Here is a 20,372-nt window from a genome sequence, read left to right on the forward strand (position 1 = left end):
CCTCCAGTACGTCTGACTCAGCGTCGATTCCATAGTACTAACTGTGGTGAACGCCAGAGATATCCGAGTGGAACCGCTGCCGCATGCACAAGACGCGAGAATGGGAAAACCGCAATTAAGAGGAAGGCATTAAAGGCATGGAATTTCACTATATTCGGCAACGCAGCGATATACTCTACCTGTGGATTGAATTGCAGCAACGACCAAAGCCAGGGGGTAGCCGTGTGCAGATACCACACTGAGCCCCAGCGGAGTGTCCACGCAATCACCACGCCACTCACCACTTGCGCTAAAAGCAGCACCAGCACGACCCAATCCATTTTCGTTGTCACCACGTGGACTCGCGGCTCACCCGCCCGCCGCAACATTAACTGTGCCAGACCGATAACCGTCATCACTCCCAGCGCCAATCCTGTGATTTCCAACAGGTACAGGCGGATCGGCTTTCCTGCCAATGCCCCCCAAGCAGCCGGAAACAGGAACGCTAGCAGGTGTGCCAGCAAAACCAGAATGATCGCAAAATGCCACGGCACCGAACCCCAGAAGAGGCGACGACTTTCAAAAAACTGCGACGAGTGCGCCGAAAAAGAAAAGCTGTCAGTTTTTAAACGGTAGATCCCAACAATAACCGCCAAGCTGATCGCGACATACGGAAAGACCGCAAAAAGAATAATATCAAACATGGTGCAACTCCTTGGTCGTCGTCACGGAAAAGTTCAAGGTGTGTTCAAGCGCCGCCAGCACACATCCATACGGATTATTGCCACCTGCCATCAGACCAGTCATTGTCGCCACGGCGGGTTTAAGTCCATCTTCCTGTAAATCAGAAACGGCTTCTGATGCCGGAGCTTCCGCCAGAAAATGAAGCACAATACTCAGGTGATCAGCCAGCTCGCCTTCTGCCGCAAATCCTACACTGCGGTAGAGCTGTTGCAGGCGGATCAGAAACTGTCCACGGCGTGCATCATCGCCACACAACTGATACGCGACATATGGAGCACACAGCGGCTGCAGATCAAATGCGGCGGTATAACACTCCTGCATACCGGCCAATCCTTCCTGGGACATTGCCGTTTGAAACGGTGCCAGCAACTCCAAAGACTCAGGCGACAATACCGCTCGCTTCCAATAGTTCTGAATCTCCGCCAGTGTTTGCATGGTGGGGTAGCTCAGCAATGTGCTGAAAAAAAGAAATGGTTCACGCATCATTTCCTCCTACCAACGCCGTGCTGGCGCTTGCCGAATACCAAATCCAGCCGAACCACGGTATTCATGCGGGTCGACAACCGCTTCAATCGACATTTCCCGATTCAGCGGCGGCAGCACAATGCGCTCTTGCATGGACGTCAGCGCACTCATGCGATAAATCGCGTTCGCCATTTCGGCATTTACTTCTTGTTGCGCGGCAGTAACATCGGCGGCGGCGATATCGCCTACCGTGGCCGCACGGCGTTGCAAGCGCACCGCAATCAGTCGGCGGTAGACAGCTGTAATCTCCATTTCATTGCCGCCAGCAAAAAGATTCGCCAGATAGCGCAGCGGCAAACGTGCCTGCTCTAAACTCGAAAAGCTGGCTTCCGCCATATTGGCCACACCATTTTCCACCTTGGCGAGTACAGGCAGCAACGGTGGCACATAAAAAATCATCGGCAGCGTGCGAAATTCAGGATGCAACGGCAGCGCAATTTTCCACTCTTTGACAAAACGGTAGACCGGCGAGCGACGCGCAGCGTTCAAAACGTGTTCGGCAATACCACTGCTCCGTGCGGCGCTGATAACAGCAGGGTCGCTCGGATCAAGAATCATATCGCGCTGGGCAGCCGCCAGCTCTTTGGCGGGAATCATCGCCGTCGACTTGATTTTATCGGCATCGTACAAGAGCACGCCCATATAGCGGATGCGACCAACACAACTGGCGTAGCAGCCAGGTATTTCGCCCGATTCCACCCGTGGATAGCAACTGATGCACTTTTCCGATTTCCCCACACTCCAGTTGTAGTACACCTTTTTGTACGGGCAGGCCGAAACACACATGCGCCAGCCACGGCATTTTTCCTGATTGACAAGCACAATGCCATCCTCACCGCGCTTATAAATCGCGCCGGAAGGGCAACTGGCAACGCAGGCCGCATTCATGCAGTGGTTACAGCGACGCGGCAGATAGAAAAATGCCATCTTTTCCGTCGCAAACAACTGCTGTTTTTCCTCGTCACTCAACCCTTCGAGCGAAGGGTCATTGGCGGCATAGAGCTTGGAACCGCCAAGGTCATCATCCCAATTCGGCCCCGCTTGGGGATCTATCGGTTTGCCCGTAATCATTGATACCGGGCGAGCGGTTGGCTGACCTTTTCCAGCCGGAGCATTGAAAAGATCATCGTAACGGTACGTCCACGGCTCATAGTAATCGTCTAAGGTCGGCAAGTTGGGATTGTGAAAGACATTGAGCAGGCTTTTCCCTTTGCCACCCGAACGCAGTTCCAGGCTGTTGCCATCGCTCTTCCAGCCCCCTTTAGAGTGCTCCTGATTCTCCCACTGGGTCGGATAGCCCGTACCGGGCTTGGTTTCAACATTGTTCCACCACATGTATTCCGCCCCTTTGCGATCCGTCCAAAGGTTCTTACAGGTGACACTACAGGTGTGACAGCCAATACATTTATCGAGATGAAAAACGGATGATATCTGTGCGCGTACATTCATAGTCTGCTCCTTATTACCACTGCACTTCGCCGTGATACTTGCGTATCAGGACAAAGGTATCGCGATTGGTTCCGGTTGGCCCCCAGTAGTTAAACCCATACGTGAACTGCCCGTAACCGCCGGCCATCAAATTCGGTTTGAGGCGGGTGCGAATCAAACTGTTGTGGCTGCCAGCGCGCTGACCATCGCGCAGCGATGATTTCGGCACGCCAATGGTGCGTTCCGGTGCATGATAGATAAACGCAATACCGGCAGGAATGCGCGCACTCACCACCGCACGGGTGACGACGACACCGTGGTCGTTATACACTTCGACCCAGTCGTTATCGTGCAGGTCAATTTGCGCCGCATCGGCATCGTTGATCCACAGCGGATGAAGCCCGCGCGACAGTGAAAGCATCCGGTGATTATCGCCATACGTGGAGTGAATGCCCCATTTGCCATGCGGTGTAAGATAATTCAGCGCAATCGTGCTCTTTTCCGGTGCCGTCGCCACCAGATCCTGCAAGAACTTCCGTTCCAGCTTTGGCTTGTAGGTCGGCAGGTGTTCGCCGTACGCGATATAGCTTTGGTGATCGAGGTAGAAGTGCTGCCGTCCCGTCAGCGTGCGCCACGGAATGAGGCGTTCCACGTTCAGGCAGTAGGCGCTGTAGGCGCGCCCTTCATTGGTGATGCCAGTCCAACACGGCGTGGTCAACAAGCGACGCGGCTGCTTGGCAATGTCGTCAAAATTTGTCCGCACGGAACGACTTTTTTCGGCAAGATCAACGAGCGGAACGCCAACTTTTTTCTCTTCGGCAAGGAAGGCGCGGTAGGCCATTTCGCCATTGGTTTCCGGTGCCAAGTGCATGATGATATTGGCGGCATCGCGTGCCTGCACCAGTGATGGGTACGTCTGATTGTCCCACGTTTCAGTCGGGCGAGTCGCAACCAACTCATCGTAGGCATCTTCAACACTCCAGTTCAGGCCGTGCATGCCCAATCCGCCCTGCCGCAAGCCTGGACCAAGTGAGATCATCCGTTGGTAGAGCTTCGCGTAGTCGCGCTCCACCACCACCAAACCGGGCATCGTTTTGCCGGGGATCGCTTCGCACTCACCACGGCTCCAGTCGCGCACTTCACGCTGCGCCATTTCCGCCGGCGTATCGTGTTGCAACGGAACCGCCACAATGTCGCGCTGCGGTTGCGGCAGGTGGGTCGTCGCGAGTTCACTCACCTTTTGGGCGATGGCCTGAAAAATATCCCAATCCGGGCGCGACTCCCAACACGGCGCAACCGCCGCCTGCAGTGGATGGATATACGAGTGCATATCCGTCGTGTTCAGATCGTCTTTTTCGTACCACGTCGAGGTTGGCAGCACGAGATCGGAGTAGAGCGCCGTCGTGTCCATGCGGAAGTTGAGGTTGACAACCAGATCCAATTTTCCTTCGGGGGCTTTGTCGCGCCAGCGCGCTTCGGTAAGGCCCTCTTTCCCCGTTTCTGGCGCAATGGTGCTGGAATGGGTTCCTAAATAGTGCTTAAAAAAGTATTCTTGCCCTTTCGCGCTGGAAGAAAGCGCGTTACCGCGCCAGATAAACCATAGGCGCGGCCAATTGGCGGGCGCGTCTGGATCTTCAATCGCAAAATTGAGTTTTTTGGACACTAACTGCTCGACCGTCCATTTGACAATTTCCTCGCTGGTAATGGCGCCAGCTTTTTCGGCATCGCGCACAAGATCAAGCGAATTGCGTTCAAATTGCGGATAAAACGGGAGCCAGCCGCGCTTCACGGCGCGCACCTGATGGTTCATCGTGTGGCCGCCCGTCAAGTGGGAGGCACTTTCGACCGGGTTGAGTTGCTCTTCATCAACGGCACGCTCATAGCGCCATTGATCGCTGTGTACATAATGGAACGATGGCGTATTCTGGAAACGCGGTGGCTTCGTCCAGTCCATCGCTCCGGCAATGGTCGCCCACGGCGCTTGCGGCGCCAGCTTTTCTTGTCCAACATAGTGGTTGAGTCCACCACCATTTTTGCCAACACACCCGCACAGCATCAGTGCGACAATACCCGCCCGATAGGTCAGATTGGCATGATACCAATGGTTGATGCCCGCGCCGATGATGATAGAACATTTCCCACCCGTCCGTTCGGCTGTTCCTGCCCATTCACGGGCAAAACGGATGACGGTATCCCGGTCAACGCCACTGTAGCGCTCCTGCCAAGCGGGAGTATAGGCGGCGGTTTCATCGTTGTAATCGACAGGATATCCCTGCTGTAACACTGCACGCGCGACACCAAATTGCGCCATGAGCAAATCGAAAACCGTGGTTACCGCAATGGATGTGCCATCGTTGGTTTCGATGTAGCGCACCGGAATATCGCGCCGCGTCCGTTTTTCATCGGCGAAGTCGATAAATTCGACAGGTATCACCGCATCATGCTCATTCAAGAATGAGATCTCCGGCGTCAGCTCGGCATTATCAAGCCCATCACGCAGATTCAGGTTCCACTCACCTTTTTTCTGCTGCCAGCGAAAACCGAGCGTTCCCAGTGGCATCCGCGCGGCATTGCTCTTACTATCCCATACCAAGTATTTGAATTCACCGTTTTCACTTTCGCGGTAGCGTGGTGTTTGTCCGGCAGGAAGCATGCGACCCGCTTTGAATTCGCCATCGTGCTGCTCCAAGCAAATCAAAAATGGGCTGTCGGTGTAACGGGTGAGGTAATCAAGGAAGGCTGGCGTTTGCGCCTGATGGTGGAATTCTTTCAGAATAACGTGATTGACCGCCATCCAAAACGCACCATCTTGGCTCGCATGCACTGGAATCCACCAGTCGGCATATTTGCTACTCATATTGAGATCGGGTGAGAGCGAAACGACTTTGGTGCCGTTGTGGCGTGCTTCGGCTAAAAAGTGCACATCCGGCGTCCGCGTCATGCCGGGATTTGATCCCATCACCGTAATAAATTTACTGTTGTACCAGTCGGCACTTTCGGCAACATCGGTCTGCTCGCCCCAGATTTCTGGCGAAGCATTGGGAAGATCGCAATACCAATCATAAAATGAAAGGTTCACGCCACCAAGAAGCTGCAGAAAACGCGAACCAGCCGCATAGCTGAGCATAGACATGGCGGGAATGGGCGAAAAGCCGATGACCCGATCCGGGCCATATTTCTTGACGGTGTACAGCGTGGAAGCCGCAATCATTTCCAGCGCGCTCTCCCAGTCAAAGCGACGAAAACCGCCTTTGCCGCGTGCCTGCTGATAGCGACGGCGCTTCTCTTCATCTTCCACAATCGACGTCCAGGCGGCCAGTGGATCAGCATGCTGCGCCCGTGCTTCCTGCCATAAATCAAGCAGCGCTCCGCGCAAGTAGGGATACTTGACCCGCAACGGGCTATAGAGATACCACGAACACGACGCGCCACGCTGACAACCGCGAGGCTCATACGGCGGCACATCTCCCGCAAGGGGCGGATAATCGGTCGCCTGTATTTCCCAAGCAACAATCCCTTCTTTCACCGCAATATTCCACGAGCAACTCCCAGTGCAATTCACGCCGTGCGTACTACGGACGACCCGATCATGTTGATGGCGTCCGCGATAAAACTCTTCCCATTTGCGGGCATTTGGATTGACGATATCCTGTATCCAGCTCATTGCATCCCCCTCGTTTTGATTTCATGGCGCTCGTGAAGCTGCTGGCGCGCTCCAGCACGACGGCGGTGACGTCCCCAGAAGCCAAGAACAAACGCGATCACACCAAAGACCACGGCCGCATGTAAGGCAATGGGGAGTTCAGACGTGGGCGGAGTCGCTTCCGGCAGCGCCGCGAAAAACACCCCCAGCACGCGAATCTCTTCATCACTCAAGGGGCGTTCGCGATAGATAGCCGCCATCGACGGGAGGTGTTGCAAATTGCGCAAAATCCCTTGCATCCCCTCCGTGCCAAAACCGTGGTAGAGGTAACTCAAATCACCCGCATAATTTGCCATACGAGCATTCCCGAAACCCGCCGCACTCAAACTGTGACAAGCAATACACGGGGAAGCACCGGCGGCAAAAGGCATTTCACCCGTATACAAAGATTGCCCCGTACGAGCATCCCCCGCAATTGAAGCCACCACTGGCGATGACACCAGCACAATGAGCGCAAAAAACACAAAACATCGAAGTAGGTTCATGATGACCTCCATTGAAAACAACATTGCGACCTGAAAACACGAAAGAGGATTACCGGAGCAAAACCAAGCATGCTTTCATGTGGCATAAACTCGAATAAAACACTTTTCTATCAATGAAAAATTGATCTAGATCAAGAAGTGTGTAGAATAATTTTTCACAATAAGCGGCAATGCAGCGACGATAAACTACTGGTAATAATAGCTTTTACTCGTTTTGCCACACATAGAAGACAACAGAACACAGCGACCAGCAATAGGCGCCACTCGGAGATAGTGCCGATTTCATAAGATAGGAATTATCGAAGTAAGAACAGCGTTAAAATAATGCAACACGCCATACTCGCGTATAATAACCACTTTTTGACAGTTCCTATTTATAATTTCCCTGCTGCGGTGTACTTTTGAACCGCAAAAGTATGAGGAAAACCTTTACCACTTGCGAACGCGGAACATCACTCACAACAACCATGCCGTTACGCGCAACATAGGAGCCTACAAAATGACCCCAGCTTCAGTCGTCATCGAACAACTACTTATTGGACACACCATCCCTTTCGGGAAAAAAGGCGAAATGAGCGCGATAGCCAAACAGCCGATCGAGCGTACAGTGAATGTCACGTTGACGGGGTTAGACGGCGACCAGCAAGCCGACCGGCGCAACCACGGAGGGCAAGAGAAGGCCTTACATCACTATCCGGCAGAACATTACGCGGCGTGGCGCAGTGAACTGCCGGAAGTGATCCACAACAGACTCGTGGTGGGTGGTTTTGGAGAAAATATCAGCACCCAAGGGTTAACCGAATCGAATGTCTGCGTTGGCGACCGTTTTCGATTTGGAACCGCACTGATAGAAGTTTCGCAAGCACGTCAACCGTGTTGGAAACTCAATATCCGTTTCGCGCATCCGTCAATGTCGAAATTGGTGCAGGAAACGGGAAGAACCGGGTGGTATTACCGCGTACTGGAAGAAGGCAGTGTAGCACCGGGCGACACGATAACACTCTTCGAGCGCCCGTATGCGACATGGCCGATTGCACGGTTGATACATCTTCTGTTCCACAACACGCTTGATCGTGAAGGGTTGCAAGCGATGCAGCAACTCGCGGTGCTGCCAGAATCATGGCGACAACTGGCACAAAACCGTTTACAGCGGGGCGCAGTGGAATCATGGCAGAGTCGGCTGGAAACACCGGAGTAGTGCATATAATAATCTTTCCCTTGCCGCCTCGCTGATGGCCATGCGTGGCATCTTTACCGAACTCTCCAAACTCGAACCCACTTTGCGACACATCTTTAAACTCGAAGACGGCCACCGTATACTGATTCTCGAATACTTGCTGGAAGGCAAAGAAGACGACCCGGATACCTTTATTGACCTGATGACACAACTTGGAGGAGATACCATGCCATCGATAGCCGAACAACTCGAACGCCGCGGCGAACAACGTGGGATAATGCTGGGGAGACAAGAAGGAAGGCAGCAAGGCATTACGCTTGGGCGCGAGCAAGAAGCTCGTGCCACACTGCGCTCGCTTCTGAGAAAGAAATTCAAACACATCCTGCCAGATATTGAAAAAAAGATCGATCAGGCAAGCTATGAAGAATTGCAGCGTTATCTGGAAAACATCCTTGACGCGAAGTCACCTGCGGAAACCGTGGAGATGCGAGCGCAATAGTGCATTGACCACCCCTTGCAACGCACGGCCTTTTCGTAGGGGCAGACCTGTGTGTCTGCCCTTTGCAAAACAGAGGCAGAAGGGCGATCACGCAGGATCGCCCCTACAAATACCGATATTTTTTGTCCCTTGGGCGCGCCGCCTGCCTCAGCGACACAGCACAATTCCCCTCTGTGATTCCCATCCAATGAAGGGGTGGCAGGCGCAGCCTGACGGGGTGGTGAATTGCGGATCGCAAAAACCAACGAACCACATTCCCTATCACCTATCACCCAAACCCAAAATCACTGTCCGGGGCGAACAAAGCGGACTAGGACGAGGCCGTCCTTACGGTTATAGTTGCCGCCACCGTAGACGAAGTCAACAACCAATGCGTAACTATTTTCGTCAGCTTTCGGAGAGGAACTCCAGAACCAACTGGACGGTGTGGCGGGGAAGATATCGGTATTGATAGCGGGCTCCGAGCAGGCGTATTCCACAATCGAACTCAGCTCTTTTTGATTGGGGAGTTTCCAGTCGTTGTATCCAGCAAAGGTGCTGGCTTCAGCGGCGGCTAACGCTTGCTGCCAGTTGTGGTTGCTGGTATCAGTACTACAGGTGGTGTTGGTGCTGTCCCATGTTTGTCCAAGGCTGCACCGTTGCCACATCAGTCCGGTTTTCGTGTCGGTGACGGTGCCGTCGTTGTGAATGGTAAAGCGACTGTCGGGGGTGGTGGGGGTAATGGCGTTGTTGCAGTTGGTGCTTTGCAGGGCGTGGGCATGGCTAGTGAGCAGAACAGTAGCGGTGGTGATAGCAAGGATCAGTTTACTGGTCATAATGATGCTCCTTTTGATAAATAATTGTTCGTGACTATCGGGCGGTGAAGAAGTCAGATTTCTCCTCGCTGTCGCTCGTTCGAAATGACAGCCGTTTGTTATACTCACTTCGCCCATGTTTCGTTTTCCCCCTCGGTAAGCTTTTGCCCCTTGGGCGCGCCGCCTGCTCAGCTAGACCCCGTAGGGGGCGGCCACAGGAAGTGGCCAGTCCGGCACATGTCCACGGAGGGGCATTGTGCCGGATCTCTGAAGCAGGCAAGCAAAACCAAGGGGAGCAAAAGCGCGAGGGCACTTTTCTTTGGTTCTTTCTTTTGGTGCCAAAAGAAAGAACGTCTACCGCTACCCCAAAAAAACCAAATCACTGTCAGGGGCGAACCAAACGGACTTGGCTGGCGTTGAACTTATGGCTGCCGTTTTCGTAAGCCTTAGTGAAGTCAACGCTACCGAAGTTAACGTGCCACGCTTCAGTGCCAGCGCCAAACATACCGCTGGCCTTCGAAGAGGAACTCCAGAACCAACTGGAAGGCGTGCTAGGGAAATAGGTGGTGTCAATCGCTGGATTGGAGGTGCCAAGATCAACGATAGACTTGAGTTCATCGACGTTCGGCATACGCCAATCGTTGTAACCGCACAGGGTCGTATCGTTAACACGTGCGACATACTTTTCCGTATCGCAGTTGCCGGTATCGCTACAAATGCCACCGTTAGCTTTGCCGGTATCGCCACCATCATTAACGCCGGTGGAGTTGTACCAACTGTAGGTGTTGGCATTGCTGCGCAGGCCGGAGGTGGTTTTTACTTCCCACATCAGGCCGGTGACGTTATCGCGGGTGCAGGCCCAGTCGTTCGGCCCTTCGCCGAGCGCTGCTTCGGCAGGGAGTGGGTTGCCACTGTTCGAGATTTTGGTGAAGTCAAAGCCCGCTTTCCCAGCACCGACTTTAGTGAGTTGCCCTTTGGTTGCCAAGGCGTCGCGGCCATAGTGGGCATCTTGTCCACCGTAGTTGGTGGCGTCGGCCCCGTCAAGGGTATCAAAGGTGTTTGAGCTGGCGTTGCCAAACTTAGTGATGCCGGTGTCGTTCAGTTGTGGCACAAATTCGTCGTCATTTCTGATGGTGCCGGTGGCTTCGAGTGAATCGGCATTGCCGCTAAAGAGGGCGTTGGAGCTAATGGCGCTCAAAACGACGCGGAAGGTTTCATCGCCAAACTCATACAAGGTATCGCCGTTGATGATGACGGAGAGCACGCCGCTGGTTTCACCATTAGGGATAGTGAGTGCGCCATCGGTAACGGGGATGTAGTCGTCGATGCTGTCGGCGGTGCCATCGACGGTATACCACTGCACGGCAACGTCGCCGTTGGCAGCTTTATCAAGCGTGACGGGGAAGCGGATTTCGGTGGTGTCGCTGTTGCCCTCAAAGGTGTCGGCAGAGCCGATGCTGAGTTGTGGCAGCGCGGAGAACACGGCGGTCAGGGTACGGTTGGCGGTAGCACTGAAGGTGTAGGTAGCGTTAGAAGTAACTTCGCTCGCTCCTTCCAGCCAGCGCTCCCACTGGTAGCCAGTATTGGCGGTAGCGGTCAGGGTGACGGTGCTGTTGTAATCGTACAGGCCATCAGTAGCAAGTCCGCTGACGGTGCCGCTTTCTGGACTATCGATGGTGACGGCGATGGTGTACTGATTGATTGTCCACTGTGCGGTATGGGTGGCGTTTGCGCTTGGCATGGTACTTGGTAGCGTTGGACTCCAACCGGCAAAGGTGTAGCCAGCACGGGTTGGTGCTGCTGGTGCGGTAACGTCGGTGCCAAAGTTCTGCGTGATAGCTGCAACGGTTGAACCACCGGCACTGTCGAAGGTGATGGTATATTCGTTTACTGTCCACTGTGCGGTGTGGGTGGCGTTTGCGCTTGGCATGGTACTTGGTAGCGTTGGGCTCCAGCCAGCAAACGTGTAGCCAGCACGGGTTGGAGCCACTGGAGCGGTAACGTCGGTGCCAAAGTTCTGTGTGATGTTGGCAACGGTTGAACCACCGGCACTGTCAAAGGTGATGGTATATTCGTTTACTGTCCACTGTGCGGTATGGGTGGCGTTTGCGCTTGGCATGGTACTTGGTAGCGTTGGGCTCCAGCCAGCAAACGTGTAGCCAGCACGGGTTGGAGCCACTGGAGCGGTAACGTCGGTGCCAAAGTTCTGTGTGATGTTGGCGACGGTTGAACCACCGGCACTGTCAAAGGTGATGGTATATTCGTTTACTGTCCACTGTGCGGTATGGGTGGCGTTTGCGCTTGGCATGGTACTTGGTAGCGTTGGACTCCAACCGGCAAAGGTGTAGCCAGCACGGGTTGGTGCTGCTGGTGCGGTAACGTCGGTGCCAAAGTTCTGCGTGATAGCTGCAACGGTTGAACCACCGGCACTGTCGAAGGTGATGGCATATTCGTTTACTGTCCACTGTGCGGTATGGGTGGCGTTTGCGCTTGGCATGGTACTTGGTAGCGTTGGACTCCAACCGGCAAAGGTGTAGCCAGCACGGGTTGGTGCTGCTGGTGCGGTAACGTCGGTGCCAAAGTTCTGCGTGATAGCTGCAACGGTTGAACCACCGGCACTGTCGAAGGTGATGGTATATTCGTTTACTGTCCACTGTGCGGTGTGGGTGGCGTTTGCGCTTGGCATGGTACTTGGTAGCGTTGGGCTCCAGCCAGCAAACGTGTAGCCAGCACGGGTTGGAGCCACTGGAGCGGTAACGTCGGTGCCAAAGTTCTGTGTGATGTTGGCGACGGTTGAACCACCGGCACTGTCAAAGGTGATGGTATATTCGTTTACTGTCCACTGTGCGGTATGGGTGGCGTTTGCGCTTGGCATGGTACTTGGTAGCGTTGGGCTCCAGCCAGCAAACGTGTAGCCAGCACGGGTTGGAGCCACTGGAGCGGTAACGTCGGTGCCAAAGTTCTGTGTGATGTTGGCGACGGTTGAACCACCGGCACTGTCAAAGGTGATGGTATATTCGTTTACTGTCCACTGTGCGGTATGGGTGGCGTTTGCGCTTGGCATGGTACTTGGTAGCGTTGGGCTCCAGCCAGCAAACGTGTAGCCAGCACGGGTTGGAGCCACTGGAGCGGTAACGTCGGTGCCAAAGTTCTGTGTGATAGCTGCAACGGTTGAACCACCGGCACTGTCGAAGGTGATGGTATATTCGTTTACTGTCCACTGTGCGGTGTGGGTGGCGTTTGCGCTTGGCATGGTACTTGGTAGCGTTGGGCTCCAGCCAGCAAACGTGTAGCCAGCACGGGTTGGAGCCACTGGAGCGGTAACGTCGGTGCCAAAGTTCTGTGTGATGTTGGCAACGGTTGAACCACCAGCACTGTCAAAGGTGATGGTGTATCCATTAACGGTGTATTGCGCAGTGATAGTGGTGTTGCCGGTGATGTTTGTAAACTCTGCGGGAGTCCAGCCGGTAAAGCTATAGCCAGTGCGGCTGGGGTTTGTCGGTGCAGTTGCGGCGTTGCCGTGTACTACGTTTTCGTTTTTAAGTACGGTGCTGTTGTGATCAACGAAGGTGACGGTGTAAGTCGCAGGTTCTGGTTCTGGTTGTGGTTCTGGTTGTGGTTCTGGTTGCGGTTCTGGTTGTGGCTCTGGTTGTGGCTCTGGTTGTGGCTCTGGTTGTGGCTCTGGTTGTGGCTCTGGTTGTGGCTCTGGTTGTGGCTCTGGTTGTGGCTCTGGTTGTGGCTCTGGTTGTGGCTCTGGTTGTGGTTGTGGCTCTGGTTGTGGTGTCAACTCAGCTATCCCTGCGGGCATAGCTCCACTCGTGTCGCTAACATACACAGCAACGCTTTCCAACCAGTTTTGCAGTCCGTTGCCATTGCCGATGGTGGTTCGCATAGTTTCTACATTGATATGGTTTGGCAGAGTTGCCCGTTCGGTAGTATCAAGCCACGCAATAAAGGGGTCAACTCCTGGGTTAATTCCCAAAGTAGTTGCTAGTTTGGCTTGAGCTGTGGGAAGGGTATCGCCAGAATCTACCAGCGCTACGATAACGGTGGAGAATGGGGTGACGTGGCACGCTTCGCCGGTGTCGCAATGGCTTTTTAATGTACCGTTAAAGGGGTTGCCACCAAAGGTGCCACCGCTGGCAACCACGCGGTAGTCGCTGCCGAGGGTGACGTCGATTTGATAGCGGCCATCAGCGCCAGTGGTCGTGGTTCCAAGCGATGCTCCGGTGCTGGAAAAGATCTGTACGGTGGCATTTACCACGGGGTCATCGGCCACAATACCGCTGACGGTAATGGTGCTCTTTGATGTGCTGCTGCCACCGCAACCGGTGAGGAGCAGGAAAAACAGGATAAGACAAAGGGCAAAAATGTTTGTTCGTCGCATACTAAAAAACCTCCTTCTTAAGTTTCGCACCCCTGAAATAGTAAACTGGTGACGCAATCGCGCAACCGTTGCTGGAATGCTTCGATTTCCTTGATCAAAATAGCAGTACTTGACTTCAGCTTCTCGTCGCAGAGTTCGCAAAGCTGTTTTATGTACTGGTCAAGATTGAACAGGGTGTTGAGTGTTTGCAGTTCGCATTCGGTTTTCTCGAACAAGGTTCCCTTATAGCGGTAATCTTCGTTTTGGCGCTGCATGATGGTAAAAACGATACTCCTGATCATGCTGATGGTTATAAAGCAAATGTATGACTCGAAGTTGCGGCACTGATTTTTACCAAAGTCCCATGTGTGCTTGAGTTCCTTAAAAAGCGTTTCGATAGACCAGCGGTTGGCGTATGCAGCAATAACTTCCTCTTCGCTTTGATGGATCAGTGTACTGAGCAAAATAATGGGTTTGTAGTGATTGTGCTTGTCCACTGGCCGGCAAAATACAAGTTTTACTGGGGTACTTGCCCGTAGAGGACGATATGCCCTTTTCAGCATTTCAAACACCTTGCGTACAAATGGCTTGGATACTCGTTTTGTGTGAAATCTAGTATGCCAAATCTAAGGAGGTTTTCCTTGGTTAAGGATCAATTATTAAAGAGCTTGTGATGAAATTCAAGGGTGCGAAAGTTGAGTTAGAACCTCCATGGTAAGATATAAGAGTAAAATCCGGCCAGAATGGCGCTGAACGCTGCTGGCCAAACCGGCACGATGGATACGGCCTCGGGGAGCCCAAGATCGCCTATGTTGAAGGAACCAAAAATTTTTAACTATTGTTGACAAAGCAATTCTGAATATACAAAGATGATTCGTTCATGTAATCACCCAGTTGGGTGATTTTTCAAACTATTTTGACCGCTGTTTCATTCGCGGTCTGGCGGATCAAAACGAGGATGTGTTTGCGCAAATCGTGCGCCAAAAGCTTAGGTAAGCAAACGATGATGCAGGGGATTCATGACTGGAGGGTGCCGCCAGAAACGGGGCGGTGCGGCGTGACCATTTTCGGGGAGGAATTCTATGGATCTGAGGTGGGCTGAAATATGACGAATTCAAAATCTTCCGGCCGGTTGTCGAGTCAGGACTTCAATGACATCGTGGCATTCAATCACCACATATTAAACTGCCGTCAGCGTTCGGAATTAAAAGCGCTGTTGCACGATCGCATATTGCCGCTGTTGCGATCCCAGGCCTGCATATATTTCTTCACCGAGCCTGATTTAAGCCGGTTCGCGATTTATGACACAGTCAATATTCCCGAGGAAACATTATCCCTTCTCCCCCACATGTTCTCCAGAGACCCGTTGGCTCCCATGTTTTTAAGTGGCCATCGTTCAGTCATAGCTTACGACGTCGATCTTGATCGGGGTCTGGTTAACAAAAATCGGAACCAATTCTTTATCGACAACCCCCAATTCGAGCCTCTGCGCTCTATTTACGTCGACTCCGTCAGTACCGGCATGGTCGCCTTGAATTTGCCGAATGCCAATGTCGGCTTGGCAGTTCACCGCTGGTACAATGATGACTGCCAATTTACCCTTCGGGAAGTCCGCATTCTGGAGTTGCTATGGCCATCCATTATGCAAACCATTCGCTCCATTTTGCTCAGTGAAGAATTGAATCGGTATCGGTCTTTCACCGATTGTTTGGCGGATATTTCATCACCAATCGTGCTGATCGATAGTCAGGGAAAACTGCTTTACCATAACAAGGCCTACGGGGAGATATTTCCACAGAGCTCCTTGACTTCATGCTTGCCTCAGGATCTGATGGGTCCGACACTCCGCATTATGAATAATTTCAGATTTGATACAGACATAATCGAACCAGCGGAAACTTCATTTTTCAATTTTGGCAATAGAGCCTATCGAATCAGCGTCGCCAGAGTTGATGTCGGAAGTGGCCATGAACTTTGCTATTTGTTGCGCCTTGATCCCGTAGTCGATGCCTATGTAAACTTTATTTGGCACTTACAGTCAAAGGACCTGTCACCCAGAGAAATTGAGGTCTGCCAGTTCATGAAGGATGGCATGACCCCACGTGAAGCAGCTGCCCGGCTTTTCGTGAGTTACAATACGATTCGTACCCATCTTAAGAAGATTTACCTGAAACTTGATGTCAATACACAAGCGCAATTGTCGATTTATCTGAACAAAACCCCTTAAAGTTGTCCTTGAGGCAACCAACAGACTTACTGAGCTTCGTTGCGTCGTGCATGGCTTTTTCTTCAAACTCAATCCGCTACGCTCCACTGCTTTCAAAGAGATCGCTTTACTGCGCCCAGCACGTCAATCATCCGCCAGATTTAATCTCAACTTTCACACCCTTGAATTTCATCACAAGCTCTTTAATAATTGATCCTTAACCAAGGAAAACCTCCTTAGATTTGGCATACTAGATTTCACACAAAACGAGTATCCAAGCCATTTGTACGCAAGGTGTTTGAAATGCTGAAAAGGGCATATCGTCCTCTACGGGCAAGTACCCCAGTAAAACTTGTATTTTGCCGGCCAGTGGACAAGCACAATCACTACAAACCCATTATTTTGCTCAGTACACTGATCCATCAAAGCGAAGAGGAAGTTATTGCTGCATACGCCAACCGCTGGTCTATCGAAACGCTTTTTAAGGAACTCAAGCACACATGGGACTTTGGTAAAAATCAGTGCCGCAACTTCGAGTCATACATTTGCTTTATAACCATCAGCATGATCAGGAGTATCGTTTTTACCATCATGCAGCGCCAAAACGAAGATTACCGCTATAAGGGAACCTTGTTCGAGAAAACCGAATGCGAACTGCAAACACTCAACACCCTGTTCAATCTTGACCAGTACATAAAACAGCTTTGCGAACTCTGCGACGAGAAGCTGAAGTCAAGTACTGCTATTTTGATCAAGGAAATCGAAGCATTCCAGCAACGGTTGCGCGATTGCGTCACCAGTTTACTATTTCAGGGGTGCGAAACTTGAGATCCTTCAAACAAATTTGGAAAATAAAAAAAGCGCTGTAAGCCTGACATGAGTCAGCTCTACAGCGCCGGGAAAGCGGGAATAGGAAATGGATTATCGTGGCAAGGTTTTTGCGGGGGGGGGAAGAGATAAAAACTTCTGTTACCAAATTGCCCACTTAGCGACATTTCTCCTTATACTAAAAGAAGTTACCGCAAAACGTGCTGCCTTATAGCGTAACATGGAGGGGATGGCAAGGGGGAAATGATGCAGGGAATCCTGAAATTGTTCTTCTGCTAATTTTATAGTCATTTACTATCAAGCTGATTTTCTTCATGGCATTTTTCTGCAAAAATAGTTAGCATGTCGGCTTTATTTCATACGTAATCACTCTTCCTAAGGAGGATATTTTGACCTTTCAGGAGCTTATTCTTTCTTTGCAAAATTACTGGAGCGCGCAGGGAGCCCTTGTCGTGCAGCCCTATGATATTGAAGTCGGGGCCGGAACATTTAATCCATCAACCTTTTTACGCGCCATTGGCCCAGAGCCGTGGAGCGTCGCGTATGTCGAGCCTTCGCGCCGTCCAACTGATGGCCGCTATGGCGAAAACCCCAACCGTTTACAGCACTACTACCAGTTTCAGGTGCTCCTGAAGCCTTCTCCCGATAATATTCTCGATTTATATCTGGATAGCCTCCGTTCCTTCGGCATCGACCCACTGAAACACGATATCCGTTTTGTCGAAGACGACTGGGAATCACCAACGCTTGGCGCGTGGGGACTGGGCTGGGAAGTGTGGCTTGACGGGATGGAAATCACGCAGTTCACCTATTTCCAGCAGTGCGGTGGGCTTGATCTTTCGCCGATCAGTGGCGAAATCACCTACGGCATCGAACGGATCGCCATGTACGTTCAAGGGGTCAATAGTGTCTACGATCTGGAATGGCAAAACGGAGTGACTTACGGCGATGTCTACCACCAGAACGAGGTACAATTTTCGCGCTACAACTTTGAAGAGGCCGATGTGCCCATGCAGTTCACCCTCTTTGATATGTACGAAGCCGAAGCGCTGCGCCTGATCGACAAAGGGGTGGTATTGCCCGCGTACGATTACACGCTGAAATGTTCGCACGCCTTCAATATGCTCGACGCGCGCAGCGCGATTAGTGTCACCGAGCGGACGTCATTTATTGGCCGCGTACGCAATCTGGCAAAACTCTGTGCCGAAGGGTACGCCAAAAATCGGGAAGCACTCGGATTTCCACTGTGCAAAGGGGGCAAGTAATATGTCGGCGCGCGATATCCTGTTTGAAATTGGAATGGAAGAAATACCCGCTGGCTTTATTGCCCCAGCGCTGGAATACATGCAACAGACCATGGAAAAATGGCTGACGCAAAGTCGCATTGACTTTACCTCGCTTCAGACCTGCGCGACACCGCGCCGCCTGACAATCATTGCGCATCACGTCGCGGCGACCGGCGCCAATGTCGAGCAAGAACTGCTTGGCCCAGCGCAAAGTGTGGCGTATGACGCCAGTGGCGCGCTCACCAAAGCCGGCGAAGGCTTTTTGCGCGGCAAAGGGTTACAGCCGTCGGACGCGTACCTGAAAGAAACACCAAAGGGTACTTATCTTGCGGCCATGAAACGCGAGCAGGGGCTTGATACCGCAACGGCGTTACCAGAATTTTTCACACAACTGGTGCTCAATTTCCCGTTCAAAAAAAGTATGCGCTGGGGAACACGCAAAATCCGTTTTGCCCGTCCGATCAAGCATTTTATCCTGCTGTGGGGCAACGATGTTCTCCCGATGAATATCGAAGGGATTGTTTCTGGCCGCACCACCTTTGGGCATCGCTTCCTTGGTGCAAGCTCCATTGAAATCACCTCAGCCGCCGATTACGCCACCCAGCTCGAAAAAGAATATGTGATTGTCGATATTGCCCGCCGCCAGGAAATGATCCGTCAGGGATGCGCCGCGATTGCAGCGCAGATGAACGGTACGGTGGTTGGTGGCGAATCGCTCACGGCGTTGACCGCCAACTTGGTGGAATATCCCGTTGCCGTTATGGGAAGTTTCGAGGAAAAATTCCGCGAACTGCCCGACGAACTGCTCATCACCTCGATGCGCGAACATCAGAAATACTTTGCGTTGCAAGGGGCGGACGGCACATTGCTCCCGGCATTTATCACTATTTCCAATATGCCGATTGACGACACGTCGGCCATCCGTCAGGGGAATGAACGCGTGCTGCGGGCGCGCCTCTCCGACGCTTTCTTCTACTACGCTGAAGATCAGAAAGCTCCGCTGGCATCACGCCTAGCGGCACTGGAAAAAGTTGTTTTCCAAGAGCAACTTGGCACGGTGGGCGAAAAGGTCAGCCGTATTCGTGGCAATGGCTATGCTATCGGCAAACTCGCTGGCCTGAATGATGAACAACTGGCCGATGTTGACCAGATTGCGCTGCTTGCCAAGTGCGACCTGACTACGGGGATGGTCTACGAATTCCCCGAACTCCAAGGGATTATGGGGCGCGAATATGCGCGCAAAGAGGGCTACAAGCCCGTGGTTGCCGCCGGTGTCAATGAACACTGGGCGCCCCGTTTTGCCGGTGATAATGTCGCCTCATCACTGGAAGCCGCGGTGGTCAGTATGGCGGACAAGCTCGATACGATTGTTGGCTGCTTCGGCGTCGGCCTGTTGCCATCCGGCTCCTACGACCCATACGCCCTACGTCGTCAGTCACTGGGGGTGCTGCACACGCTGGCACACCACGAGATTGATGTCCCACTGGGCGATCTGATCCGCGTCGCGCTCGACAACCTGACCACCAAACTGACACGCAACACAGAAATCGTTTTTGACGATGTGCTGAACTTCACCACACAACGGGCGCGGGTCTTTTTTGAAAAGAACGTTGGCTTTGATTACGATGTGGTCGATGCCGTGTTCAGCACGGGATTTAGCAGCGTTATTACGGTGCGCCATAAACTCGATGCGTTGAGTTATTTGAAGTCGCGTGATGATTATCGTAGCGTTATCGAAACGTTCCGCCGCGCGGGCAATATTGTTCCGGCGGATTTCAGCGCTGCGGTTGATACCACCCTCTGCCTGCTTGATGTGGAAAAAGCACTGCTGGCGGCGGTGCAGAGTGCCGCGCCGAACGTGCACACGGCCTGCCAGGGCGGTAGGTACGACGAAGTTTTTGCGGTTGTGTTGCAACTAAAACCAACCGTAGACGCCTTTTTCGACGGCGTAATGGTTATGGATAAAGACGAAGCGCTCAAGCGCAATCGCTTGGCACTGCTCTCATCGGTCATGGCGCTGTTCTCTGAAGTGGCAGACTTCCGCAAGCTGGTCATCGAATAATTGAGCGAGAAATGGACTCATTTGACCGCCTGAAAAAAGCCGTAGCGCTGAGCTATATCGAAAAAAGCCGCGCCCCAAAAGTCACCGCAAAAGGACAGGGGCGCGTTGCCGAAAAAATCATTGAAATTGCCGAAGAACACGGTATCACGATCAAGGAAGACCCTGATCTGGTCGAAGCGCTCAGTGCGCTGGAAATCGATCAGGAGATTCCACAAGAACTCTATCAGGCAGTAGCCGAAATTCTCTCTCACCTGTACCGCGAAAATGCCAAGCAAAATGGATAAGAACAC

The 20,372-nt window shown here is 52.5% G+C and carries 15 protein-coding genes; 7 read left to right on the top strand and 8 right to left on the bottom strand.

The window, feature by feature from the left end; translation table 11 throughout:
• Positions 1 to 17: 17 nt before the first annotated feature.
• From narI to P304_RS15880, 5 genes are read right to left on the bottom strand one after another with little or no spacing between them, the layout of a single operon-like run.
• The gene (gene narI, locus P304_RS0101770) at positions 18 to 683 is read right to left on the bottom strand and encodes a respiratory nitrate reductase subunit gamma (protein WP_027389141.1); all 666 of its coding nucleotides are present in this window, start codon (positions 681 to 683) and stop codon (positions 18 to 20) included.
• Positions 676 to 1,206 carry a nitrate reductase molybdenum cofactor assembly chaperone gene (locus P304_RS13485; protein WP_051321311.1) on the bottom strand — a complete coding sequence of 177 codons (531 nt, stop codon included), beginning with the start codon at positions 1,204 to 1,206 and terminating at the stop codon, positions 676 to 678. Before P304_RS13485 ends, narI begins: the two co-directional genes overlap by 8 nt.
• Before the next feature lie 9 nt (positions 1,207 to 1,215).
• Entirely contained in the window at positions 1,216 to 2,697 is a 1,482-nt protein-coding gene (gene narH, locus P304_RS0101780; RefSeq protein ID WP_027389142.1) for a nitrate reductase subunit beta, read from the bottom strand.
• A 13-nt stretch (positions 2,698 to 2,710) separates the two neighbouring features.
• Complete coding sequence (locus P304_RS0101785; protein WP_027389143.1) at positions 2,711 to 6,340, bottom strand: nitrate reductase subunit alpha; 3,630 nt, start codon at positions 6,338 to 6,340, stop codon at positions 2,711 to 2,713.
• Positions 6,337 to 6,864, bottom strand: coding sequence for a c-type cytochrome (locus tag P304_RS15880; protein ID WP_027389144.1), 528 nt, complete (start codon positions 6,862 to 6,864; stop codon positions 6,337 to 6,339). Before P304_RS15880 ends, P304_RS0101785 begins: the two co-directional genes overlap by 4 nt.
• Before the next feature lie 499 nt (positions 6,865 to 7,363).
• Here P304_RS15880 and P304_RS0101795 point away from each other — a divergent pair, with 499 nt between their 5' ends.
• Both P304_RS0101795 and P304_RS0101800 read left to right on the top strand, forming a co-directional pair.
• On the top strand, positions 7,364 to 8,062 hold the full coding sequence (locus P304_RS0101795; protein WP_027389145.1) for an MOSC domain-containing protein: 699 nt from the start codon (positions 7,364 to 7,366) through the stop codon (positions 8,060 to 8,062).
• Positions 8,063 to 8,096: 34 nt separating this feature from the next.
• Positions 8,097 to 8,540, top strand: a complete 444-nt coding sequence (locus tag P304_RS0101800) for an RpnC/YadD family protein (protein ID WP_027389146.1) — start codon at positions 8,097 to 8,099, stop codon at positions 8,538 to 8,540.
• Between the two features lie 284 nt (positions 8,541 to 8,824).
• Here the strand turns inward: P304_RS0101800 and P304_RS0101805 are convergent, their stop codons facing one another.
• The 3 genes from P304_RS0101805 to P304_RS0101820 form a co-directional block, all read right to left on the bottom strand.
• Complete coding sequence (locus P304_RS0101805) at positions 8,825 to 9,355, bottom strand: Lcl C-terminal domain-containing protein (protein ID WP_034763539.1); 531 nt, start codon at positions 9,353 to 9,355, stop codon at positions 8,825 to 8,827.
• A 364-nt stretch (positions 9,356 to 9,719) separates the two neighbouring features.
• Positions 9,720 to 13,721 (bottom strand): InlB B-repeat-containing protein, encoded by a 4,002-nt coding sequence (locus tag P304_RS16870; protein WP_034763544.1) that lies wholly within the window; start codon positions 13,719 to 13,721, stop codon positions 9,720 to 9,722.
• Between the two features lie 17 nt (positions 13,722 to 13,738).
• Complete coding sequence (locus P304_RS0101820) at positions 13,739 to 14,263, bottom strand: transposase (RefSeq protein ID WP_027389148.1); 525 nt, start codon at positions 14,261 to 14,263, stop codon at positions 13,739 to 13,741.
• 542 nt (positions 14,264 to 14,805) lie between these two features.
• On the opposite strand from P304_RS0101820, the gene P304_RS15885 reads away from it, so the two are divergent.
• The 5 genes from P304_RS15885 to P304_RS0101845 all read left to right on the top strand — a co-directional run bounded on the left by P304_RS15885 (position 14,806) and on the right by P304_RS0101845 (position 20,366).
• The gene (locus P304_RS15885; protein ID WP_027389149.1) at positions 14,806 to 15,927 is read left to right on the top strand and encodes a LuxR C-terminal-related transcriptional regulator; all 1,122 of its coding nucleotides are present in this window, start codon (positions 14,806 to 14,808) and stop codon (positions 15,925 to 15,927) included.
• A 282-nt stretch (positions 15,928 to 16,209) separates the two neighbouring features.
• Complete coding sequence (locus tag P304_RS0101830) at positions 16,210 to 16,734, top strand: transposase (RefSeq protein ID WP_027389148.1); 525 nt, start codon at positions 16,210 to 16,212, stop codon at positions 16,732 to 16,734.
• 389 nt (positions 16,735 to 17,123) lie between these two features.
• On the top strand, positions 17,124 to 17,999 hold the full coding sequence (gene glyQ, locus P304_RS0101835) for a glycine--tRNA ligase subunit alpha (protein WP_027389150.1): 876 nt from the start codon (positions 17,124 to 17,126) through the stop codon (positions 17,997 to 17,999).
• A gap of 1 nt (position 18,000) precedes the next feature.
• Positions 18,001 to 20,082 carry a glycine--tRNA ligase subunit beta gene (gene glyS, locus P304_RS0101840; RefSeq protein WP_027389151.1) on the top strand — a complete coding sequence of 694 codons (2,082 nt, stop codon included), beginning with the start codon at positions 18,001 to 18,003 and terminating at the stop codon, positions 20,080 to 20,082.
• An 11-nt stretch (positions 20,083 to 20,093) separates the two neighbouring features.
• A complete protein-coding gene (locus P304_RS0101845) occupies positions 20,094 to 20,366 on the top strand; it encodes an EscU/YscU/HrcU family type III secretion system export apparatus switch protein (RefSeq protein ID WP_027389152.1) in 273 nt (90 codons plus the stop codon).
• Positions 20,367 to 20,372: the final 6 nt, after the last annotated feature.

Origin of the sequence: Chrysiogenes arsenatis DSM 11915 (genome assembly GCF_000469585.1) — a bacterium.
In the GTDB taxonomy this organism is placed as follows: Bacteria; Chrysiogenota; Chrysiogenetes; order Chrysiogenales; family Chrysiogenaceae; genus Chrysiogenes; species Chrysiogenes arsenatis.

Excerpts from the sequence above, each read along its gene's own strand:
- narH (WP_027389142.1), bottom strand. The coding sequence starts at position 2,697 with ATGAATGTACGCGCACAGATATCATCCGTTTTTCATCTCGATAAATGT.
- P304_RS0101805 (WP_034763539.1), bottom strand. The coding sequence starts at position 9,355 with ATGACCAGTAAACTGATCCTTGCTATCACCACCGCTACTGTTCTGCTC.
- P304_RS16870 (WP_034763544.1), bottom strand. The coding sequence starts at position 13,721 with ATGCGACGAACAAACATTTTTGCCCTTTGTCTTATCCTGTTTTTCCTG.
- P304_RS0101820 (WP_027389148.1), bottom strand. The coding sequence starts at position 14,263 with ATGCTGAAAAGGGCATATCGTCCTCTACGGGCAAGTACCCCAGTAAAA.
- P304_RS0101830 (WP_027389148.1), top strand. The coding sequence starts at position 16,210 with ATGCTGAAAAGGGCATATCGTCCTCTACGGGCAAGTACCCCAGTAAAA.
- P304_RS0101785 (WP_027389143.1), bottom strand. The coding sequence starts at position 6,340 with ATGAGCTGGATACAGGATATCGTCAATCCAAATGCCCGCAAATGGGAA.
- P304_RS15880 (WP_027389144.1), bottom strand. The coding sequence starts at position 6,864 with ATGAACCTACTTCGATGTTTTGTGTTTTTTGCGCTCATTGTGCTGGTG.
- P304_RS15885 (WP_027389149.1), top strand. The coding sequence starts at position 14,806 with ATGACGAATTCAAAATCTTCCGGCCGGTTGTCGAGTCAGGACTTCAAT.
- glyS (WP_027389151.1), top strand. The coding sequence starts at position 18,001 with ATGTCGGCGCGCGATATCCTGTTTGAAATTGGAATGGAAGAAATACCC.
- narI (WP_027389141.1), bottom strand. The coding sequence starts at position 683 with ATGTTTGATATTATTCTTTTTGCGGTCTTTCCGTATGTCGCGATCAGC.
- P304_RS13485 (WP_051321311.1), bottom strand. The coding sequence starts at position 1,206 with ATGCGTGAACCATTTCTTTTTTTCAGCACATTGCTGAGCTACCCCACC.
- P304_RS0101845 (WP_027389152.1), top strand. The coding sequence starts at position 20,094 with ATGGACTCATTTGACCGCCTGAAAAAAGCCGTAGCGCTGAGCTATATC.
- P304_RS0101795 (WP_027389145.1), top strand. The coding sequence starts at position 7,364 with ATGACCCCAGCTTCAGTCGTCATCGAACAACTACTTATTGGACACACC.
- P304_RS0101800 (WP_027389146.1), top strand. The coding sequence starts at position 8,097 with ATGGCCATGCGTGGCATCTTTACCGAACTCTCCAAACTCGAACCCACT.